The organism is Devosia sp., from assembly GCF_965229025.1.
Classification (GTDB): Bacteria; Pseudomonadota; Alphaproteobacteria; order Rhizobiales; family Devosiaceae; genus Devosia_A.
The window spans coordinates 914,698-932,778 of the sequence record NZ_OZ245853.1; the positions used below are offsets into that span (position 1 = coordinate 914,698).

Here is an 18,081-nt window from a genome sequence, read left to right on the forward strand (position 1 = left end):
GTGAGTGGGGCAGAACAATGCCTCCAGCCTGACAAGGAACACATCCATGAACGCACATCTGCAGCCGAGTGGTTCGGCTTATTTTCTGGCGGCTGAGACGCAGAAGCCGGAGCGGCATACGCTTTCGGTGCTGGTCGACAACGAGCCGGGGATTCTCGCTCGAGTTGTCGGGCTGTTCTCGGCGCGCGGCTATAATATCGACAGCCTGACGGTCTCAGAAACCGAGCACGACAAGGGGCTGAGCCGTATCACGGTGGTTACGGTTGCAACGCCCAAGGTGCTGACGCAGATCAAGCTGCAGCTCGAGCGGCTGATCCCGGTGCACCGGGTGCATGACCTGACGGCCGAGGGCAAATCGCTGGAGCGCGAGCTGGCGCTGATCAAGGTGGGCGGGGCGGGAGAGCCGCGGGCCGAGGCGTTGCGGCTGGCCGATGCGTTCCGGGCGCAGATTGTCGATGCGACAACCGAGAGCTTCGTGTTCGAGGTGACTGGCAAGCCCTCCAAGATCGACAGCTTCATCGCACTGATGGCGCCCCTGGGGCTGATCGAAGTGGTGCGCACCGGGCTCGCGGCGATTTCGCGCGGTTCGGAAGGCATGTAAGGAGACTGGGCCGGGAGCGATCCCGGCCTTTGTCTCTCTGGGGGAATTATCGTGTCGTTGTCGTCGCACCCGTTCCGCGGGCCGTTGTTCATGGTCATCGCCTGCGGGTCCTATGTGATCAACGACACGCTGATGAAGCTCGCGACCGGCGGGTTGCCGCCCTATGAGGTGCTGTTCCTGCGCGGCGTGGGGGCGACGATCTGGGGCGTGCCGCTGCTGTTTTTGCTGGGGTACGGCAAGCAGTTGCCCAAGCTGGCGGACAGGCGGGTGCTGCTGAGGAACGTGCTCGAGCTGGGCGCTATCCTTTGCTACATGCTGGCGCTGACCAATATGCCGATCGCGGATAGCTCGGCCCTGGGGCAGATCACGCCAATGCTGGTGCTGCTGGGCGCCTCGGTGCTGTTTCGCGAAAAGATCGGCGGGGTGCGGATGGCGCTGATCGGCACCGGCTTTCTGGGCGCGCTGATGATCGCGCAGCCCTCGATGCAGGGGATCTCGATCTATGCGCTGCTGGCGCTGGCGAACGCGGTGTTCTGTGCGGCGCGCGATATTGCCGGGCGCCGGGTGGCGGCGGAGGTGCCGGGGCTGATCGTCGCGATCTCGGCAGTGCTGGTGGTGCTGGTCGGGGCAGGGGTGGCGCATGTGCTGACTGAGCAATGGGTGACGCCCGAGCCGCGGCATCTGATGCTTGTCGCAGGGGCCGGAGCGTTCCTGATTGCCGGGCACTTTTTCATTTTCATGAGCTACCGCATCGGCCCGACGGGCGTGGTGGCGCCGTTCTATTACACGTTCACGGTGTGGGCGGTGGTGTCTGGCTTGGTGGTGTTCCAGCAGTTCCCCAATGCGCTGGCGATTGCCGGCATCGCGCTGGTGGTGGCGAGTGGCTTGACCATCGTGGCGCTGGATGAGCGGAAGCGCAGGATGACCGTGGTCGCTTAGGCCGAACTAGACCTTCGCCTTCTCCAAGATTTCGGCCATGCGGGCGCGCCAGTCGGGGCCGAGGCCTTCGAACTTGCGCAGGGTTTCGGGGGTCACCCGCAGGGTTACCGCCTGCCTGGCATTGTCGAGCCGCGGGCGGCCGACGCTGCGCTTGATGCTGGCGGCAAGCTCGGGGAAGACTTCGGCGAAGGGCTTGGCCTGGGCGAGTTGCTCGTCGGTGAGGTCGGGACTGTCGACGTCGTTCCAATCAGCTTCGGTGTAGCCCCGCCCGGGCACGAACTTCTTAGTGGTCATTGAGAAGCCTCCTTTCCTTTTGGCTCGCTGGTCGCATCGAGATCACGGATATGGCTTCTGACCCCAGATGCGCGAAAATCACGGTCACGGCGCCATCCGCCAGGCGACCGATGGCAGCTATTCTCATATCCTTGGCTGGCAGGAGCACAGCGTGAGCGAAAAACTCGAGCGTCAGGTCGACGAAGTCGAGCCCGTGCTTGTCGAGATTAGCCAGCCGCTTGGGCTCGTCCCACTGGATCAGCATGAGTTACCGTACACGGAAAAGGCACGCCCGGCAATATCCGTGTACGAAAACCAGCTCACTGGGAGTTATCCGGCCTATCAAAACGTTCGATTGGCCGAGGGGATGGCGATGGGGTAAGGCTCCTGCCTGACTTTTCGAGAGCTCCGATGACCCATCTGTCCGTCAATCTCAACGCCATCGCCATGCTGCGCAATCGCCGGTCGGTGCCGTGGCCGAGTGTTGTCGGGATGGCGAGGATTGCGCTCGATGCGGGGGCAGATGGGATTACGGTGCATCCGCGGCCGGATGAGCGGCACATCCGGCGCACAGATGTGTTCGAGCTAGCGGCGCTGCTGAAGCAGGATTATCCGGGCCGGGAGTTCAATATCGAGGGCTATCCCAGCGACGATTTCCTGGCGCTGGTCGAACGGGCGGCGCCGGAGCAGGTGACGTTCGTGCCGGATGATCCGCTGCAGGCGACGTCGGACCATGGCTGGGACATCGAGGCGAACCAAGCGCTTCTGGTGCCGGCGATTGAGCGCATGCACAAGGCTGGGGTGCGGGTGTCGTTGTTCATCGATGCCGAGCCGGGCGCGCCGGCGGCGGCGAGCGCGGTCGGTGCTGATCGAGTTGAACTCTACACCGGGCCCTTTGGCGGTGCGCAACGGCCGGTGGAGCAGGGCCAGTATCTCGCCGCGCTCAAGGCGACTGCCGATTCGGCGCGCGAGGCCGGGCACAATGCGCGTGCTGGAGGGCAGGGGCTGAAGGTGAATGCGGGGCACGACCTGAACCTCGTCAACTTGCCGCTGCTGAAGGCAGCGGTGCCGGACCTGGCTGAAGTTTCCATCGGGCACGCGATTACGGCTGATGCGCTGATCAACGGAATGGCGGAGGCCGTGCGGCTCTACAAGGCAGCGTGCGCCTGAAACCAGCCACAGGCATTTCGGAGAAGTTGAGGGACTGCGTGCAACATGCGTGCAACCGGACAACCGCCGGTTAGGTATGGTTGCAGCGAGCGTTGGACGATGGGGACTCCGCCCTTTCTTCGCCGCGATTGGCCGCGTAATTTCCGCCCATGGGAAATGTGGCGCTCAAAGAATCAGCGATGCCTGCCGTTGATCTGGACGTGATCAACGAGGCCATTTTGCTATACACCGGCTACGGCAAATCGCCGTTTCCGCGGGCGCGAGGTGGCGATCTGGTGACGCGCTATGGCGCCGAAATGGCGGCTGACCTCAAGGCGCGGATCCTGATGCTCTATGAGGAACTGGGCCAGCCGGTGCCTGAGCCCGAGAAACGCAGCAAGAAATCGGTGACGGAACGCGCCATCGAGGCGCTGGCGCCGAGGCATCCGGAACTCGACGCGCAGGGACTGAAGGCGCTGGGCTGGGCGTTCTCGTTCGGGCTGCGCTGAGTCCGGCGCCTCACGCTCCAAGTTCAACACTGCTGACGTAAACAGTTGGCGTGTTGCTCAGTCCACTGTTCGGGATATTTGGACAGTGCATTTCCAGTTGGCGACCAAACCGTGCTTCGCGGGTGGTTCTTGAGCGTTGGGGCCGCAAATACCCCGGAATGCCTTTGCTATCGATTTGGGTAGCAGGTGACAGGCGTGTGCCTCGCGCAGGCTGGTGTGCCCCTGAGCCATGAAGGTGCCCACTTGCGAGGATCAAAGAAAGTCACATATTGCGCCTCAGTTACCTTTTGATACTGGAGTGCAACAAATGTCCAAACCAAAAATCGGCGTCATCATCAGCTCGACCCGTCCGACCCGTTTCGGCGACAAGCCGGCAAAGTGGATTGCGGCCCATGCTGCCGCTCGCAGCGATATCGACGTCGAGATTGTCGACCTGCGCGACTACGACCTGCCGCTGTTCGACGCTCCGGCGTCTGACGCCTGGATGCCGACCCCGAACCCGGTTGCCGCCAAGTGGCAGGCCAAGCTGAATGAGTTCGACGGCTACATCTTCGTGGTTGCAGAATACAACCACTCGATCACCGGCGCGCTCAAGAACGCGATCGACTGGGCCTATACCCCGTTCGCCAAGAAGGCCGCTGCCTTTATCGGCTACGGCTCGGTGGGCGGTGCCCGCGCCGTCGAACATCTGCGCGGCATTGCTGCCGAACTGCAGCTGGCCGGCGTTCGCCAGGCTATCCACATCGGCGGTTCGGACTTCTTCCCGATCATGATGGGCCAGAAGACCTGGGACGACGTGAAGGCCAATTTCGATGGTTTCGTGCCTGACCTGCTGAACAACCTCGTCTGGTGGACCAACGCCACCAAGACGGCTCGCGAAGCTGACGCTGCTGCGGCCAGCAAGGTCGCCTAAGCCTTTCCGAGGCCTCCCCCTCCTTCTGGGGCCTCGAATCCGGAGCGACGCGCGCCCTCTCGCGTCGCTCCAATTTCTTTTGTGAGTCCTTGATGCCGCGCCCCTGGCCTTCGTCCATGGCTCAAATGCGGCGGTTGCGTGCATTTGCCCGGTTGAGTGCACCCGCTTTGAGGTGTAGAGACCGGACCACCCGCTAACAGGGTGAGCAAAGGGCATATGACGCAGAGCACTCCGTCCGGCGGCAACGCCGGCGCTGCGGCGACCGAACAGGCCGGCCACGCCACGTCCAATCTTCCATTGCTGGTGCTGGGAGCGCTCGGTGTCGTCTATGGCGATATCGGTACCAGCCCGCTTTACGCGTTCCGCGAAGCCCTGCATGCCTCGGGCGGCCACAGTGCGCCCGAGTCTGTGCTGGGGCTGCTGTCGTTGATCGTGTGGTCGCTGACCATGGTAGTGACCGTCAAATATGTCGGCTTCGTGCTGCGCGCCGACAACAAGGGCGAAGGTGGCACGCTTTCCCTGATGACTCTGGCGAGCAATGCCTTTGCCAAGCGCCCGACCTGGATTCTCGCCCTGGGAATCATCGGAGGGTCGCTGTTTCTGGGCGACGCCATCATTACGCCGGCCGTATCGGTGCTTTCAGCTGTAGAAGGCATCAAGGTGGTGGCGCCCGATCTGACGCCCTGGGTGGTGCCGATCACAGTGCTGATCCTGCTCGGACTGTTCATGGTCCAGCGTTTTGGCACCGCCAAGGTCTCGACCGTGTTTGGGCCGGTGATGGCGATCTGGTTCATCGTGCTGGGCGTTTCCGGGCTGGTTCATATCTTTGACGCACCCGAAGTGCTGCAGGCGCTGAACCCGCTTTTGGGGGTGCAGTTCCTCTATCAGCATGCCGGCATTTCCGTGGTGGTGCTGGGTGCGGTGTTCCTCGCGGTGACGGGGGCTGAGGCGCTGTATGTGGATCTAGGTCATTTCGGCCGCAAGCCGATCATTGCGGCGTGGCTGTTCCTGGTGTTTCCGTGCCTCTTGCTCAACTATTTCGGGCAGGGCGCTTTCGTGCTGCAGCATGCGGGCAAGTTCGATAACCCGTTCTTCCAGATGCAGCCGGACTGGGCGCTGATCCCGATGATCGCGCTGGCGACACTGGCGACCGTTATCGCCAGCCAGGCGGTGATCACGGGCGCGTACTCGCTGGTGCGCCAGGCGATGCACCTTAACCTGTTGCCGCGCCTGGAAGTGCGCCACACTTCGGAAGAGGTGGCTGGGCAGATCTTCATGCCTCAGGTGAACGGCTTTCTGCTCATTGCGGTGGTGCTGCTGGTGATCGGGTTCAAGAGCTCGAGTGCGCTGTCGGCGGCATATGGCATCGCGGTTACGGGCGAGATGCTGGTGACGGCGATCCTGCTGTTCATCGTGATGTGGCGGCTGTGGAAGTGGAGCGTCTATCTGGCAGCGATCGTAATTGCGCCGCTGCTGGTGATCGATATCGGGTTCTTTGTCGCCAACGTGGCTAAGTTCGCCCAGGGCGGCTGGGTGCCGGCTGTGGTGGCGACGATGCTCGCGAGCCTCATGACCATCTGGATCGTCGGGCGGCGGCGGCTGGCAGAAAAGACGCGCCGCGACGAGGTGCCGCTCGAGTTCCTGGTCGAGAACCTTTCGAAGAAGAAGCCGACGATCGTGCCCGGTACGGCAGTGTTTCTCACCTCTGATATTGAGGGCGCGCCGACGGCGCTGCTGCACAGCCTCAAGCACTACAAGGTGCTGCACGAGCACAACGTCATCCTCACGGTCATGACGTCGGAGAGCCCGACGGTGGCTGATAATGAGAAGGTGCGTATCGACGCCTATAACGACCTGTTCTACCGCGTGGTGGTGACGTTCGGGTATATGGAGACGCCGAACATTCCCAAGGCGCTGGCACTGGCGCGCAAATTGGGCTGGAAGTTCGACATCATGTCGACCTCGTTCTTCTTGTCACGGCGGTCGCTCAGGGCCTCGCCGAAGGGCGGGATGCCGTTGTTTGTCGACCGGATCTTCATTGGGCTCGCCAAGAATGCGACCGATGCCACCGAATACTTCCACATTCCAACCGGACGCGTGGTTGAAATCGGCACGCAGGTGATGATCTAGTTATCCCCAAGATCCCGGGGGCTGGTAAGCTGCGGAACGCACTGGACATTGCCATCGCGGGAGCGGGGCCGGCTGGTCTCGCCGCGGCGCTGTATCTCAGCCGCGCCGGGCATAAGGTGCATTTGTTCGAGCAGTTTGTGAGGGCTCAGCCGGTGGGCTCCGGCTTGATGCTGCAGCCGACGGGGCAGGCGGTGCTGGCTGACCTCGGGCTGCTGGATGCGATGGCCGAACTCGGCGTGCGCATCAGCCGGTTGGTCGGCACGGATTCCCAGACCGGACGCGTGGTGCTCGATGTGGGTTATGCGCCGCTGGGGATGGGGGTGCATGCGCTCGGCGTGCACCGGGCGGCGCTGTTCAAGGTGCTGCACGATGCGGTGGTGGCGGCGAAGCTGCCGCTGAGAACCGCCTATCCGATCACGCGCATGGAGCGCGACAAGGACAAGGCGTGGCTGATCGGGCCGCGGGGCCTCGAGGGGCCGTTCGACCTGGTGGTTGATACGATGGGGGCGAGTTCGCCGCTGCGCGGGGAAGCCGAGCGACCGGGTACGGCGACGCCGCTGAAGTTCGGGGCGGTCTGGGGCACGGTGCCGTGGCTCGATACGGGCTTTAACGGCTCGGCGCTGACGCAGCGGTATCACAAGGCGAAGGTGATGGTCGGGGTGATGCCAGTGGGCCGGCAGAACGTCACGGGAGACGCGCAGGCGGCATTCTTCTGGAGCCTGAAGCCTGCGGACTATGCTGCCGTCAAGGCCGGCGGCTTCGACAAATGGCGAGACGAGGTGCTGCGCTATTGGCCCGCAGTTGCGCCGCATCTTGAGGCGGTGAGCGATTTCGATGGCCTGACTCTGGCGCGCTACGCGCATTTCACGCTGCCTGTGCCCAAGGGTGAGGCGATCGCCTTTGTCGGCGATAGTGCGCATTCGACGAGCCCGCAACTGGGGCAGGGTGCAAATATGGCTCTGCTGGATGCGGCGGCGCTGACGCACGCGATCGATGCGGGGGGAAGCGTTGCCGAGGCGCTGTCGCTTTATGCGCAGATGCGGCGGGGACATGTGCGGCTCTACCAGGCGTTGTCGCTGCTGCTGACGCCGTTCTATCAGTCCGAGAGCAAGGTGCTGCCGGTGATGCGCGATGTGTTCATGAGCGCGTTGTCGCAGGTGCCGCCGGTGTCGCGGCTACTGGCGACGATGGTGGCGGGGCAGTTGCTGAGTCCGCTCAACGCGGTGGGGCTGAATGCTCAACGCTCGCGTGAGGTAACGCGATGAGCCGGCCACACGTTTTGGTCATCGGGGGCGCTGGGGTGTTCGGTAGCCGGCTGGCCCGGCTGCTGGCGCGGCGGCACGCGTTTCGGGTGAGCATCGGGGGGCGGACCGAGAGCAAGGCGGTGGCGCTGCAGCGCGAATTGCGATCGATCGACGGACAGGGCGAGTTCGCGTTTATCCTGGTCGACCGCGAGCGGATCACGGCGGACAAGCTGAAGGAGTTCGGCTGCGACGTGGTGGTCGATTGCAGCGGGCCGTTCCAGACGGGCACGACGGCGCTGATCGAGGCGGCGATCGGGGCGCGCGTGGCCTATGTCGATATCGCGGACTCGCGGGCGTTTGCGGGTGGGATCGGAAAGTTCGACAGCGCGGCGCGGGCGGTGGGGATTTCGATCACCAGCGGGGCGAGCACGACGCCTGGGCTGACGCATGCGGTGCTCGATCACCTCACGAGTGCGTGGCTGACAGTGGATAGCATCGATATTGCCATGGTGCCGGGCAATCAAGCGCCGCGGGGCCGGGCGACAGTGGCGGGGATACTCTCCTGGGTGGGCCAGAAGGTTCGGGTGTTTCGCGAGGGGGAGTGGCAGGAGCGGCGGGGCTGGGCCGACCCTAGCGGTGTCGTGATCGAAGGGCTCAACCGGCGCATGGCGGCGCTGGCCGATGTGCCGGATCTCGACTTGCTGCAAAAGCGGTTTCAGACTCGGGTGCGGGCCAGCTTCGAGGCCGGGATGGAACTGGGCGTGCTGAACTGGATGATCGGTTTGGCCGGGTGGCTGGTGCGCTGGCGCCTGCTGCCGTCGGCAAGGCTGTTGACCGGGCTCGGGCTCTGGGTAGCCAACCGGCTTGGCCGCTTTGGGACGGATCAGGGCGGCATGTTGATCGAGGCGGCGGGCCAGGATGCGCGCGGGGAAACGCGGGTGGTACGATGGTCGCTGAAGGCCTCGCAAGGCGATGGACCGTATGTGCCGGTGGTGCCTGCGGCAGCGCTGATCGAGGCGCTGACGCTCGGGCGCGGCGTGCTGCCGGGGGCACGGGCGGCGGCGGGAGTGCTCAGCATTGAGCAGATCCGGCCGTGGCTTGAAGGGCTCAACATCGAGATCAAGCAGGCGGCGTTCCGGGGCGAAAAGCCGCTTTATCGGCGCGTGATGGGTGAGGGATTTGAACGCTTGCCGGAGGTGACGCGGCATCTGCACCGGGGTCGGCCGGCGGTGATCGCCGATGGCGAAGCTGCGGTGGCGGGGGCTGAGAACTGGCTTGGCCGGTTGGTGGCCAAGGGGTTCGGGTTTCCTGCAGAAGCGGCGCGGGTACCGGTTCGGGTGGTGATCGAATCGCGCGAGGGGCGCGAGCACTGGACGCGGTTCTTTGACGGCAAGCCGATGCGCTCGACGATGCGGGCTGTGGAGGCAGGGATCGTCGAGGAACGCTTCGGCTCAGTGGCGATGCGGATGCGGCTGGTGCCACGGGGCGACGGGCTCAATATGGAGCTGGTTTCGGGCACGGCTTATGGAGTCCCGTTGCCCAAGTTCCTGTTGCCCCGGATCACGGCCGAGGAGCGTGTCGATGACGGTGGGCGGCACCGGTTCGAGGTGGACATCTCGGTGCCGGGACTGGGCCGGCTGGTGGCATACCGGGGATATCTGGTCGTTTAGAAATCAGATGCAGTTCCGCGAGGTGCGGCCGGAGCTCGCTGAGAGAACCCCTCATCCGCCCTTCGGGCACCTTCTCCCACAAGGGGAGAAGGCAGACCGGAGCGAAACGCGCCTCACATCGAAAAGAACCGCCTAGCTGCGGCGTGGGCCGAAGGCGCGGAGGAAGGTTTTGACGCCGTTGCGGGCGGCGGCTTCGACTTGCGAGGGGGCGACGCGGCGACCGGGTTCGTTGGGGAGATCGGCGCTGATCAAAGCCATGAACTGGCGGGCGGCGAGTTCGGGCTCGTCGGCCTCGATGGCGCCGGATTGCGCGAGCCGGGAGAAGCGGGCGGCGATGGCGGGCCAGTCACGGCCGGGGCCGTAGTCCTTCCAGGCATCGAACAGTTCAGGATAGCGCTGGCCCTCGTTTTCGATCAGGCGGCGCAGCGTGCGCGCGTCGTCATCGCAGAGGCAATTGCTGGTCATGCGGATGGCGAACGCCGTCAACTCGGTTTCGAGGTCATCGGGCTTATCGGGGAAGCTGGCGAGAGTGGAGACAAGCGCCGCGCTGGAGCGTTCGTTGATGCCGCGCACGACCTCGGCAAAGAGTTTTTCCTTGTCGCCGATCTGGTTGTAGATGGTTTGCCGGGAGACACCGGCCTTGTCGGCGATGGCGTCGATGCTGGCGCCGACATAGCCATCGCGCACGAACACGGCGGTGGCGGCCGTGATGATGGCGCAGCGCTTCTGGTAATTGCCCCGCTGCATGGCAGGGCTGTGCTCGGTCAGGTGGCTGATCTCCATCAAGACATGATAGAGAGGGTTGACGGATTGGACAAGTGTGTCCAATAGTGATTTGGACAGTATCGTCCAAATTCATGGACGGTTGAGTCTATATCCGCTCAATCCGGCATAGCCCGGCAGGAGACGGCCGCGGCCCGGGTGAGGGGACGAGCAGCCGCTCGCGGGACGTTCGCAAACACTCGAGTTTGGGGCCGGCGGCTTTGCACCGCACGGTTGCAAACCAGCGCACATTGGGAGCCGCTGAAATGAATATGCAAATTCTCAGGACCGCCGTGATCCTCGGACTATTGTCCGTGGTCGGGCCGGTCGCCATCGATATGTACCTGCCGGCGCTGCCGGCGATTGCCGCACAACTGGGCGCAACCACGGCCGAAGTGCAGTTCAGCTTGATGGCCTATATGGCGGCCATTGCCGTGTGCCAGCTGTTCTACGGGCCGGTCAGCGACATGGTGGGGCGGAAGCCGCCGCTCTATTTCGGTATCGGCGTGTTCGTCATCGGCTCAATCGGGTGCGCACTGTCGCCCTCGATCGAATGGCTGATCGTCTTCCGTTTTGTGCAGGGCGTTGGCGCCTGCGCCAGCATGGCGCTGCCGCGTGCCATCGTGCGCGACAACTATACAGGTGCTGAAGCAGCGCAACTGATGAGCCTCCTGATGCTGGTGTTCTCGATTTCGCCAATCCTCGCGCCGCTCTCGGGCAGTGTGGTGATCGCGTTTGGTGACTGGCGCCTGCTGTTCTGGGTGATGACGGTGGTCGGCGCACTGGCGCTGCTGCTGTGCATCGTAGGGCTGAAGGAGACGCGGCCGAAATCGGCCCGGGTCGAGAGCAGCGTGATGAGCGCGCTCAGGGGCTATGCCATGCTGATCACCGACATGCGCTTTGTCGGGCTGAGCCTGATCGGCGCGTTCGGCATGTCGAGCTTCATGGCCTTTATCGGCAACTCGAGCTTCATCTACATCGAGCATTACGGCCTGACGCCGACTGAATACAGCCTTGCCTTCTCGGTGAATGCGATCTCGTTCTTTGCGGTATCGCAGGCCACCGGCGTCTTGGTGAAGCGCTTTGGGCTGCAGTCGGTGGTGCGGGTCGCGGTTACCGGGTTTGCGGCCGCGATGGTGCTGCTGGCAGCGATCTTCCTTTCGGGCGTCGACAATATGTGGGTGCTGAGCGGGCTGATGTTCGTCGCTTTCGGTTTCCTCGGCCTGGTGCTGCCGACGACGGCGGTGCTGGCGATGGACGCGCATGGCGAGATTGCCGGCACGGCGTCGGCGCTGATGGGCACGCTGCAGATGGTGGCGGGTGCTGGGGTGATGGGCGTGGTTGGGGCGTTCTTCAACGGCACCGCCATCCCGATGGTCACGGCATTCGCGATCTGCGCCGGGCTGGCGTTCATCCTCACCATGCTGACACTGCGCGCGCCGCGCCAGCTGAGCGAAGTGCCGGCCGAATAAGCCGCGACCTCCAAACAAGGAAACGCCCGCAGCCAGTGATGGGTGCGGGCGTTTTTGTTTGGTGAACTGCGGGGCCGCAGGATCAGCCTTTAGGCATATCCGGGCAGAGGTAGGGGACAGCGGCGGCGGTGTATTTCTCGTCGCCTATGCCGTTGACGTTGAGCACCAGTTCGGTGTCCGCCAGCGAGACGATCTGGGCGGTGATGTCCATGCCGTCCTCATTCCACTTCACCGCGGTATCGGAGGTCAGCGTCCACTGGCTGAGGCGGTGGGTCTCCCAGCACGAATCCTGGACGAGGGTGCCGTCGGAGAGGAAAATCTTCATGACGCCCGGCAGGCCGCCGTCATCGACCTTGCTCCAGACACGGTCGGTGAAGCCGGGCTTGGCGTTAGGCGCCATGGCGCTGGTCGCTTCCGCCATTGCTTCTTCGGCATAGGATGGGAGGCAGGCGCCGGCGCCAACTCCCCACATGGTCAGCAGCGCGAACAGGGCGGCTTTGCTCGTCATGGCGCGGGGTTCTCCGTTGGCACTTGAGGACATGGGTACGCCGCAGCGCACCCACAAGATTGAGCGCAGCAATTGCGACGAATTTCAGTCAGCGGTGGTCGGCGCGATGATGGCGAACTCATAGGCCTTAGCCTTCGAGACATACTCGGAGGCGACGTCGGACAGGATCAGTTCGGTCTGGTCACGGTAGCCCAGCGTGATCGGCGGATCGCCTGGCATGGCGGGGGCACGATCGGCGAAAACCTGTTGCGGGGAGACATCCAGGGTTTGGCCCTCGACGTCATTGTTGAGAGTGAAGATGAACTTTGCCGGGTCGAAATCTGCCGTCAGCTCACTGGAATCAGCGGCGAGCGCGGTGATCACATCGCTCAGCGACATGCCGAGCCGGAACGACAGGGCGAGGCGGGGCGCGTCGGTCGTGGCGTCGGCGGCCAGGCGGATGTCGACAAAGAAGATGTTGGTGCTGTCGCTGGTCGCGCCATCGGGTACCAGATCGAGCTGGGTTTCAATTTCGGCGAGCTGGTCGCCGTTCTTTTCGACGCACTTGCCGTCGCCTGTTACCGGCGCGAGCGGCCTCAACTTCTCGATCAGCGCGGTCAGGCCCTTGTTGCAGGATTCCTCACTCGACTGGGGGATGCGGAGCACTGCGGGCACGTGCTTGACGCTGACGTCGGAGACCGCGGCCAGGACGTCCTTCAGATAGAGCGTCGACTCGATTTCAGGCGCGCACGCGGCGAGGAGCGGCAGGGCCGACAGGGCGGCGAGCAGTTTGAGACGCATGGTGTGGTTCCCCCAGTTTGGGAGAACCTAGATTACTTCACCGTTTCGTTGAAACAGTGAAGTAATCTGAGTCTTTGTTTTGTCGCGTTTCCGAACCGGAAAACTGTTGCCACTTTTCCTGGAAACGCTCCAGGCGCGGTAGATGAACCGTCGATGACCGATTACTGACGGATACCCAAGGCACGATCCTTGTCGCGCATGCGGGCGCGGGCCTGCTTGGGCCAGAGGTCGTATTCGGCGCCATCAAGGACGTGGTGGGCGTGGATGGGCCAGTTGGGGTCCTCCAGCGCGCCACGGGCGAGAGCGATGAGATCGGCTTCGCCCTTTTCGAGGATCTCCTCGGCGTCCCTGGGCTCGGTGATGAGGCCAACGGCGATGGTCTTGATGCCGGCCTTGCGCACTTCGGCGGAGAGCTCGACCTGATAGAGCGCCCTGGGCTTGATGCTGGCGCCGTCAAAGCCGCCCGAGGAGACGTGGACGACATCGACGCCGTGCGACTTGAGTTCGCTGGCGAGCACAACGCTGTCCTCGATGGTCCAGCCACCTTCGACGCCATCGGTCGCCGAGATGCGGACGAGGAGGGGCTTTTGCTCAGGCCAGACGGCACGCACTGCGTCCGTCACTTCCAGGAGGAAGCGCATGCGGTTCTCGCGGCTGCCGCCGTATTCGTCGGTGCGGTGGTTGGCGAGCGGGGAGAGGAACTGGTTGATCAGGTAGCCGTGGGCGGCGTGGATTTCGACGGTGTCGAAGCCGGCCTTTTCGGCGCGGATGGCGGCATCGGCGAAGCCCTGGATGGTGCGCTTGATGCCAGCGGTGTCGAGGGCCGTTGGGGTCTGGAAACTGGGGTTGGCATTGTGGGCGATAGCGCTGGGCGCGACCGGCACCCAGGTCTCGAAGGCGTATTTGACCTTGTCGTCTTCTGACTCGTCAAAGCCGTGGCGCCAGGCGATGGGCGTCGCGGCCTTGCGGCCGGCATGGGCGAGTTGGATGCCTGCGGCAGCGCCTTCGGCGTGGAGGAAATCGACGATGCGGGCCAGCGGCTCGATCTGGGCATCATCCCAGAGGCCGAGGTCACCATAGGAAATGCGCGCTTCAGGCAGCACGCCCGTGGCTTCGAGAATGACGAGGCCGAAGCCGCCCTGGGCGAAGCGGCCGAGATGGACGAAGTGCCAGTCGTTGGCGAAGCCGTGCTGCGATGTGTACTGGCACATCGGGGCGACGACCGTCCGGTTGCGAAGCGTCAGCCCGCGGAGCGTGAGGGGGGAAAAGAGCTGGGACATGGGGACAATCTGCTGGTCGAGAGGAGACCCCCTATGTGCACCTCCAGCGCTTTATCGGCAAGTGCCGATGAAAGGCGATTGTTCTGTCGTGACGGGCCGTTGCGCAAAAGTCTGCCTAGGCCGGGAGCTTGTGATGACCGGAGACTTCGGCGCCGGCGTGCGCGGGGAGGGTGAGGAGTTGCAGCGAGGCGGCGAGGCAGATGGCGGCGACGGCGAGGAAGGCGTTGCGGAAATCGTCGAGCGCCAGGGCAGGTGCAGAGCGCGCCAGCTGTGAGAGGTTGAGCAGGCCCGCGGAAAAGGCGATGCCGAAGACCATGGCGATCTGCTGGAACATTGAGGAGAGCGTCGAGGCAGAGCTGCGCTGGGCCGCGTCGATATCGGCAAAGGCCAGAGTGGCAAGCGCGGTGAACTGCATCGAACGGGTGAGGCCGGCGATGAACAGCACGGTGACGATGACCGCATAGGGCGTTGATGGCGTGAGCAGCCCGCAGGCCGCGATCGACAGCGCCGCAAGGGTGCCGTTGTAGACGAGGATATTCCGAAAGCCGAGGCGGCGGAGGATCAGGGTGGTCGAGGTCTTCATCAGCAGGTTGCCGAGGAAGTAGGCGATCACCAGCCCGCCCGACTGCAGCGGATCGAGCCCGAAACCGACCTGGAACATCAGCGGCAGCAGGAACGGTGTGGCGTTGATCGAGAGCCGGAGGGCCGCGCCGGCGAAAGCTTCGGAGGCGGCGAAGGTCTGGACGCGGAGCGTCGTCAGGTCGAGCAGCGGATGGTCGCGGCGGCGGAGCCAGAGGAGCGCGGCAGTGCCGGTGACGAGGCCGACGGCAATCACCACGGCTGCGAGCATCGGCGTGAGGGTGCCCTGGACGAGGGACTCAAAGCCATAGAGGAGGCAGGCGAGGGTCAGGCCGCAGAGGAGGAACCCCGGACCGTCGAAAGGGGTACGTTTTGGCTCGCCGTCGAGGGGCACGATGCGGGCCACCAGCGCCATGCCGATGAGGCCGAGCGGGATGTTGATCCAGAAGTTCCAGTGCCAGCTCACATAGAGCGTGAGGAAGCCGCCGAGCGCCGGACCGATGACGGGGGCAAAGAGCGCGGGCCAGACGGTGAGGCCGATGGCGCGGACGATTTCGGATTTTTGCGCGGTGCGCAGGACGAGGATGCGGCCGATGGGGAACATCAGCGCGCCGCCGGCGCCCTGCACGGCGCGGGCGACGACGAACTGGCCGAGATCGGTGGCGAGGCCGCAGGCCAGCGAGGCGAGGGTGAAGATGGCGATGGCGGCAATGAAGACGCGGCGCGCGCCGAGGCGGTCGGCGATCCAGCCGGCGGCGGGGATACAGATGGCGGTTGCCAGCATATAGGCGGTGACGCCGACGCTCATTTCCAGCGTGGTGATGCCAAAGCTCAGCGCCATCTGCGGCAGCGCCGTGACGATGATCACGCCATCGAGGATCTGCATGAAGAAAGACGCCGCGACGACCAGCGCGACGTTTCGGGATTGCGGTGAAAAGCTGGACATGAGAGGCGGCGGAAAACTCGGTGACGGGATACCGATACACCCACGAATGCGCCATGCCAGCTAATACTTGCGGCGGGGGTCGGCTCAGCGGCGGCCGGGCCAGTTGAGGAGGCGGAGGGCGTTGGCGGTGACGAGGACCGTGGCGCCGGTGTCGGCGAGAATGGCGGGCCAGAGGCCGGTGATGCCGATGAGCGTGGTGACGAGGAACACCGCCTTCAGCCCCAGCGCGATGGTGATGTTGACGGTGATGTTGCTCATCACGGCCTGCGAGAGGGCGATCATCGCGGGGATATCGGCGACGCGGCCATGGAGGATGGCGGCGTCGGCGGTTTCGAGCGCAACGTCGGTGCCGCCGCCCATGGCGATGCCGATATCGGCGGCGGCAAGCGCGGGGGCGTCATTGATGCCGTCGCCGACCTTGGCGACGACTTTGCCTTGGGCTTGCAGCTCTTTGACGATCGCCTGCTTGTCCTCGGGGAGGAGTTCGGCGCGCGCTTCGATGCCGAGCGTGGCGGCGATGGCTTTGGCGGTGCGGGCATTGTCGCCGGTGAGCATGACGGTTTCGATGCCGCGATCGCGGAGGGTTTTGAGGGCGGCGGCAGCGTCGGGGCGGGCTTCGTCGCGGATGGCGAAGAGGCCGATCAGGTTGCCGTTGGCGAGGAGGACCGAGACGGTCTTGCCGGCGTCGTTGAAGGCGGCGATCTGGGTCCGCTGGGCGTCGGTGAGAGCCGTGATGGCTTCGGCGGCCTGGGCGGAGAGGAGCGAGATTTCCTCGCCGCCGACCTTGCCGGTGACGCCCTTGCCAGCGATGGCTTTCGCGGCGGCGGCGGGTGGGATCGGCGCCTTGTCGGCCGCGGCGCGGGCGAGGATGGCGACAGCGAGCGGGTGGGAGGAGCCGGATTCCAGTGCTGCAGCGAGCGCCAGCAATTGCCGCTCGTCGCGGCCGAAGCTGACGATGTCGGTGACGACGGGCTTGCCCTCGGTGAGGGTGCCGGTCTTGTCGAAGGCAATGGTGGTGATCTTGCGCAGGCCCTCGAGCACGGCGCCGCCCTTAAGCAGCAGGCCGCGCCGGGCGCCAGCGGAGAGGCCGGCAGCGATGGCGGCTGGGGTGGAGATCACCAGGGCGCACGGGCAGCCGATGAGCAGAACGGCGAGGCCCTTGTAGACCCACTCGCTCCAGGATTGGCCGAAAAGCAGCGGCGGGACGATGGCGACGAGGGCGCCGGCGACCAGCACCGCCGGGGTGTAGTAGCGCGAGAAGCGGTCGATGAAGCGCTCGGTCGGGGCCTTGCTCTCCTGCGCCTCTTCGACGAGGCGGACGATGCGGGCAATGGAATTGTCGGCGGCACCGGCGGTGACGCGTAACTTCAGCACGGCGTCGGTGTTGATGGTGCCGGCAAAGACGGTGTCGCCGACAGTGCGGCGCTTGGGGACGCTCTCGCCGGTGACGGGCGATTCATCGATATGGCTGCTGCCTTCGGTGATGATGCCGTCGGCAGCGATGCGGTCGCCGGGGCGAACCATGATGATGGCGCCGATGGCGAGGTCGGCGGCGGGCACCTCTCGCAGCGCGCCGTTCTGTTCGAGCCAGGCGGTGCGGGGGAGTAGGGCGGTGAGGCCCTTGATGCTGGCGCGGGCGCGGTTGGCGGAGACGCCTTCGAGCAGTTCGCCGACGAGGAACAGCAGCACGACGGTCGCCGCTTCTTCGGTGGCGCCGATGATGACGGCGCCGATTGCGGCGATGGTCATCAGCGTTTCGATGGAAAAGGGCGTACCGGCAAGCGCGCCTGCGAAAGCGCGGCGGGCGATGGGAATGAGGCCGACGAGCAGGGCAGCGATGAACGGCCAGTGGCCGGCTGCCGGGATGAGCTGGCCGACACCGTAGGCGAGGAGCAGCGCGACGCCGCAGAGCGCGGTCAGCTTTGCCTTGCGGCTCTGCCACCACGGGCCGTCACCGATCTCGGAGTGCGAGGCGGGTGAGCTGTGGTCATGATCGCCGTGGTCATGGTCGTGATCATGCTCGTGAGGCGCTTCGCTGGCGGGAGTCGGGGCATTGGCAGGGGCTATGGAGTACCCGAGGGTGCGGACCGCCTTTTCGATAGCAATTGAGGGGACGTTGGTGTGGACAACGTTGAGGGTGCCGGCGGTGAACGACGCACCGGCTTCGCTGACGCCGGGCAGGCGGGTGACGGCGGTTTCGATCTTGGTCGCGCAGGCGGCACAATCCATGCCGCCGACCCGGTATTTCGTCCGCACTGCCTCTGTCATCGATCCGCCTTTCACTGCACCTATGTGGATGCTAGAACCTCTAGCCACTAGAGGATCA

Annotated in this window: 17 protein-coding genes; 9 read left to right on the forward strand and 8 right to left on the reverse strand. The window is 64.6% G+C overall.

Features of this window, described 5'->3' with window-relative positions:
• The first annotated feature begins 46 nt into the window (after positions 1-46).
• Together ilvN and ACO06J_RS04425 are read left to right on the forward strand one after the other, a co-directional pair.
• Positions 47-601: an acetolactate synthase small subunit gene (gene ilvN, locus ACO06J_RS04420; RefSeq protein WP_421759491.1), complete on the forward strand. Its 555-nt coding sequence runs from the start codon at positions 47-49 to the stop codon at positions 599-601.
• A gap of 51 nt (positions 602-652) precedes the next feature.
• Positions 653-1,540, forward strand: coding sequence for a DMT family transporter (locus ACO06J_RS04425; RefSeq protein WP_421759493.1), 888 nt, complete (start codon positions 653-655; stop codon positions 1,538-1,540).
• 6 nt (positions 1,541-1,546) lie between these two features.
• On the opposite strand, the gene ACO06J_RS04430 is transcribed toward ACO06J_RS04425, so the two are convergent.
• A complete protein-coding gene (locus ACO06J_RS04430; protein WP_421759494.1) occupies positions 1,547-1,834 on the reverse strand; it encodes a BrnA antitoxin family protein in 288 nt (95 codons plus the stop codon).
• Entirely contained in the window at positions 1,824-2,078 is a 255-nt protein-coding gene (locus ACO06J_RS04435; protein WP_421759495.1) for a BrnT family toxin, read from the reverse strand. Before ACO06J_RS04435 ends, ACO06J_RS04430 begins: the two co-directional genes overlap by 11 nt.
• 146 nt (positions 2,079-2,224) lie before the next feature.
• On the opposite strand from ACO06J_RS04435, the gene ACO06J_RS04440 reads away from it, so the two are divergent.
• The 6 genes from ACO06J_RS04440 to ACO06J_RS04465 all read left to right on the forward strand — a co-directional run bounded on the left by ACO06J_RS04440 (position 2,225) and on the right by ACO06J_RS04465 (position 9,428).
• Positions 2,225-2,983: a pyridoxine 5'-phosphate synthase gene (locus ACO06J_RS04440; protein WP_421759496.1), complete on the forward strand. Its 759-nt coding sequence runs from the start codon at positions 2,225-2,227 to the stop codon at positions 2,981-2,983.
• 179 nt (positions 2,984-3,162) lie between these two features.
• Positions 3,163-3,471, forward strand: a complete 309-nt coding sequence (locus tag ACO06J_RS04445) for a hypothetical protein (protein WP_421759497.1) — start codon at positions 3,163-3,165, stop codon at positions 3,469-3,471.
• A 307-nt stretch (positions 3,472-3,778) separates the two neighbouring features.
• Positions 3,779-4,384: an NADPH-dependent FMN reductase gene (locus ACO06J_RS04450; protein WP_421759498.1), complete on the forward strand. Its 606-nt coding sequence runs from the start codon at positions 3,779-3,781 to the stop codon at positions 4,382-4,384.
• A gap of 216 nt (positions 4,385-4,600) precedes the next feature.
• On the forward strand, positions 4,601-6,514 hold the full coding sequence (locus ACO06J_RS04455; RefSeq protein ID WP_421759499.1) for a potassium transporter Kup: 1,914 nt from the start codon (positions 4,601-4,603) through the stop codon (positions 6,512-6,514).
• A 53-nt stretch (positions 6,515-6,567) separates the two neighbouring features.
• Complete coding sequence (locus tag ACO06J_RS04460) at positions 6,568-7,779, forward strand: FAD-dependent oxidoreductase (protein ID WP_421762448.1); 1,212 nt, start codon at positions 6,568-6,570, stop codon at positions 7,777-7,779.
• A complete protein-coding gene (locus ACO06J_RS04465; protein WP_421759500.1) occupies positions 7,776-9,428 on the forward strand; it encodes a DUF4166 domain-containing protein in 1,653 nt (550 codons plus the stop codon). Before ACO06J_RS04460 ends, ACO06J_RS04465 begins: the two co-directional genes overlap by 4 nt.
• Before the next feature lie 132 nt (positions 9,429-9,560).
• Here the strand turns inward: ACO06J_RS04465 and ACO06J_RS04470 are convergent, their stop codons facing one another.
• Complete coding sequence (locus ACO06J_RS04470) at positions 9,561-10,211, reverse strand: TetR/AcrR family transcriptional regulator (protein WP_421759501.1); 651 nt, start codon at positions 10,209-10,211, stop codon at positions 9,561-9,563.
• A gap of 245 nt (positions 10,212-10,456) precedes the next feature.
• On the opposite strand from ACO06J_RS04470, the gene ACO06J_RS04475 reads away from it, so the two are divergent.
• On the forward strand, positions 10,457-11,662 hold the full coding sequence (locus ACO06J_RS04475) for a multidrug effflux MFS transporter (protein WP_421759502.1): 1,206 nt from the start codon (positions 10,457-10,459) through the stop codon (positions 11,660-11,662).
• 82 nt (positions 11,663-11,744) lie between these two features.
• On the opposite strand, the gene ACO06J_RS04480 is transcribed toward ACO06J_RS04475, so the two are convergent.
• From ACO06J_RS04480 to ACO06J_RS04500, 5 genes are all read right to left on the reverse strand, one after another.
• Complete coding sequence (locus tag ACO06J_RS04480; RefSeq protein WP_421759503.1) at positions 11,745-12,170, reverse strand: hypothetical protein; 426 nt, start codon at positions 12,168-12,170, stop codon at positions 11,745-11,747.
• An 84-nt stretch (positions 12,171-12,254) separates the two neighbouring features.
• On the reverse strand, positions 12,255-12,950 hold the full coding sequence (locus ACO06J_RS04485; RefSeq protein WP_421759504.1) for a DUF7424 family protein: 696 nt from the start codon (positions 12,948-12,950) through the stop codon (positions 12,255-12,257).
• 161 nt (positions 12,951-13,111) lie between these two features.
• Positions 13,112-14,230, reverse strand: a complete 1,119-nt coding sequence (locus ACO06J_RS04490; RefSeq protein ID WP_421759505.1) for an NADH:flavin oxidoreductase/NADH oxidase — start codon at positions 14,228-14,230, stop codon at positions 13,112-13,114.
• Between the two features lie 115 nt (positions 14,231-14,345).
• Positions 14,346-15,755 (reverse strand): MFS transporter, encoded by a 1,410-nt coding sequence (locus ACO06J_RS04495; RefSeq protein ID WP_421759506.1) that lies wholly within the window; start codon positions 15,753-15,755, stop codon positions 14,346-14,348.
• A gap of 84 nt (positions 15,756-15,839) precedes the next feature.
• Positions 15,840-18,023 carry a heavy metal translocating P-type ATPase gene (locus ACO06J_RS04500; RefSeq protein ID WP_421759507.1) on the reverse strand — a complete coding sequence of 728 codons (2,184 nt, stop codon included), beginning with the start codon at positions 18,021-18,023 and terminating at the stop codon, positions 15,840-15,842.
• Positions 18,024-18,081 lie beyond the last annotated feature (58 nt).

Coding starts and splice junctions, on each gene's coding strand:
- ilvN (WP_421759491.1), top strand. CDS start 47: ATGAACGCACATCTGCAGCCGAGTGGTTCGGCTTATTTTCTGGCGGCT.
- ACO06J_RS04430 (WP_421759494.1), bottom strand. CDS start 1,834: ATGACCACTAAGAAGTTCGTGCCCGGGCGGGGCTACACCGAAGCTGAT.
- ACO06J_RS04435 (WP_421759495.1), bottom strand. CDS start 2,078: ATGCTGATCCAGTGGGACGAGCCCAAGCGGCTGGCTAATCTCGACAAG.
- ACO06J_RS04440 (WP_421759496.1), top strand. CDS start 2,225: ATGACCCATCTGTCCGTCAATCTCAACGCCATCGCCATGCTGCGCAAT.
- ACO06J_RS04445 (WP_421759497.1), top strand. CDS start 3,163: ATGCCTGCCGTTGATCTGGACGTGATCAACGAGGCCATTTTGCTATAC.
- ACO06J_RS04450 (WP_421759498.1), top strand. CDS start 3,779: ATGTCCAAACCAAAAATCGGCGTCATCATCAGCTCGACCCGTCCGACC.
- ACO06J_RS04455 (WP_421759499.1), top strand. CDS start 4,601: ATGACGCAGAGCACTCCGTCCGGCGGCAACGCCGGCGCTGCGGCGACC.
- ACO06J_RS04465 (WP_421759500.1), top strand. CDS start 7,776: ATGAGCCGGCCACACGTTTTGGTCATCGGGGGCGCTGGGGTGTTCGGT.
- ACO06J_RS04470 (WP_421759501.1), bottom strand. CDS start 10,211: ATGGAGATCAGCCACCTGACCGAGCACAGCCCTGCCATGCAGCGGGGC.
- ACO06J_RS04475 (WP_421759502.1), top strand. CDS start 10,457: ATGAATATGCAAATTCTCAGGACCGCCGTGATCCTCGGACTATTGTCC.
- ACO06J_RS04480 (WP_421759503.1), bottom strand. CDS start 12,170: ATGACGAGCAAAGCCGCCCTGTTCGCGCTGCTGACCATGTGGGGAGTT.
- ACO06J_RS04485 (WP_421759504.1), bottom strand. CDS start 12,950: ATGCGTCTCAAACTGCTCGCCGCCCTGTCGGCCCTGCCGCTCCTCGCC.
- ACO06J_RS04490 (WP_421759505.1), bottom strand. CDS start 14,230: ATGTCCCAGCTCTTTTCCCCCCTCACGCTCCGCGGGCTGACGCTTCGC.
- ACO06J_RS04495 (WP_421759506.1), bottom strand. CDS start 15,755: ATGTCCAGCTTTTCACCGCAATCCCGAAACGTCGCGCTGGTCGTCGCG.
- ACO06J_RS04500 (WP_421759507.1), bottom strand. CDS start 18,023: ATGACAGAGGCAGTGCGGACGAAATACCGGGTCGGCGGCATGGATTGT.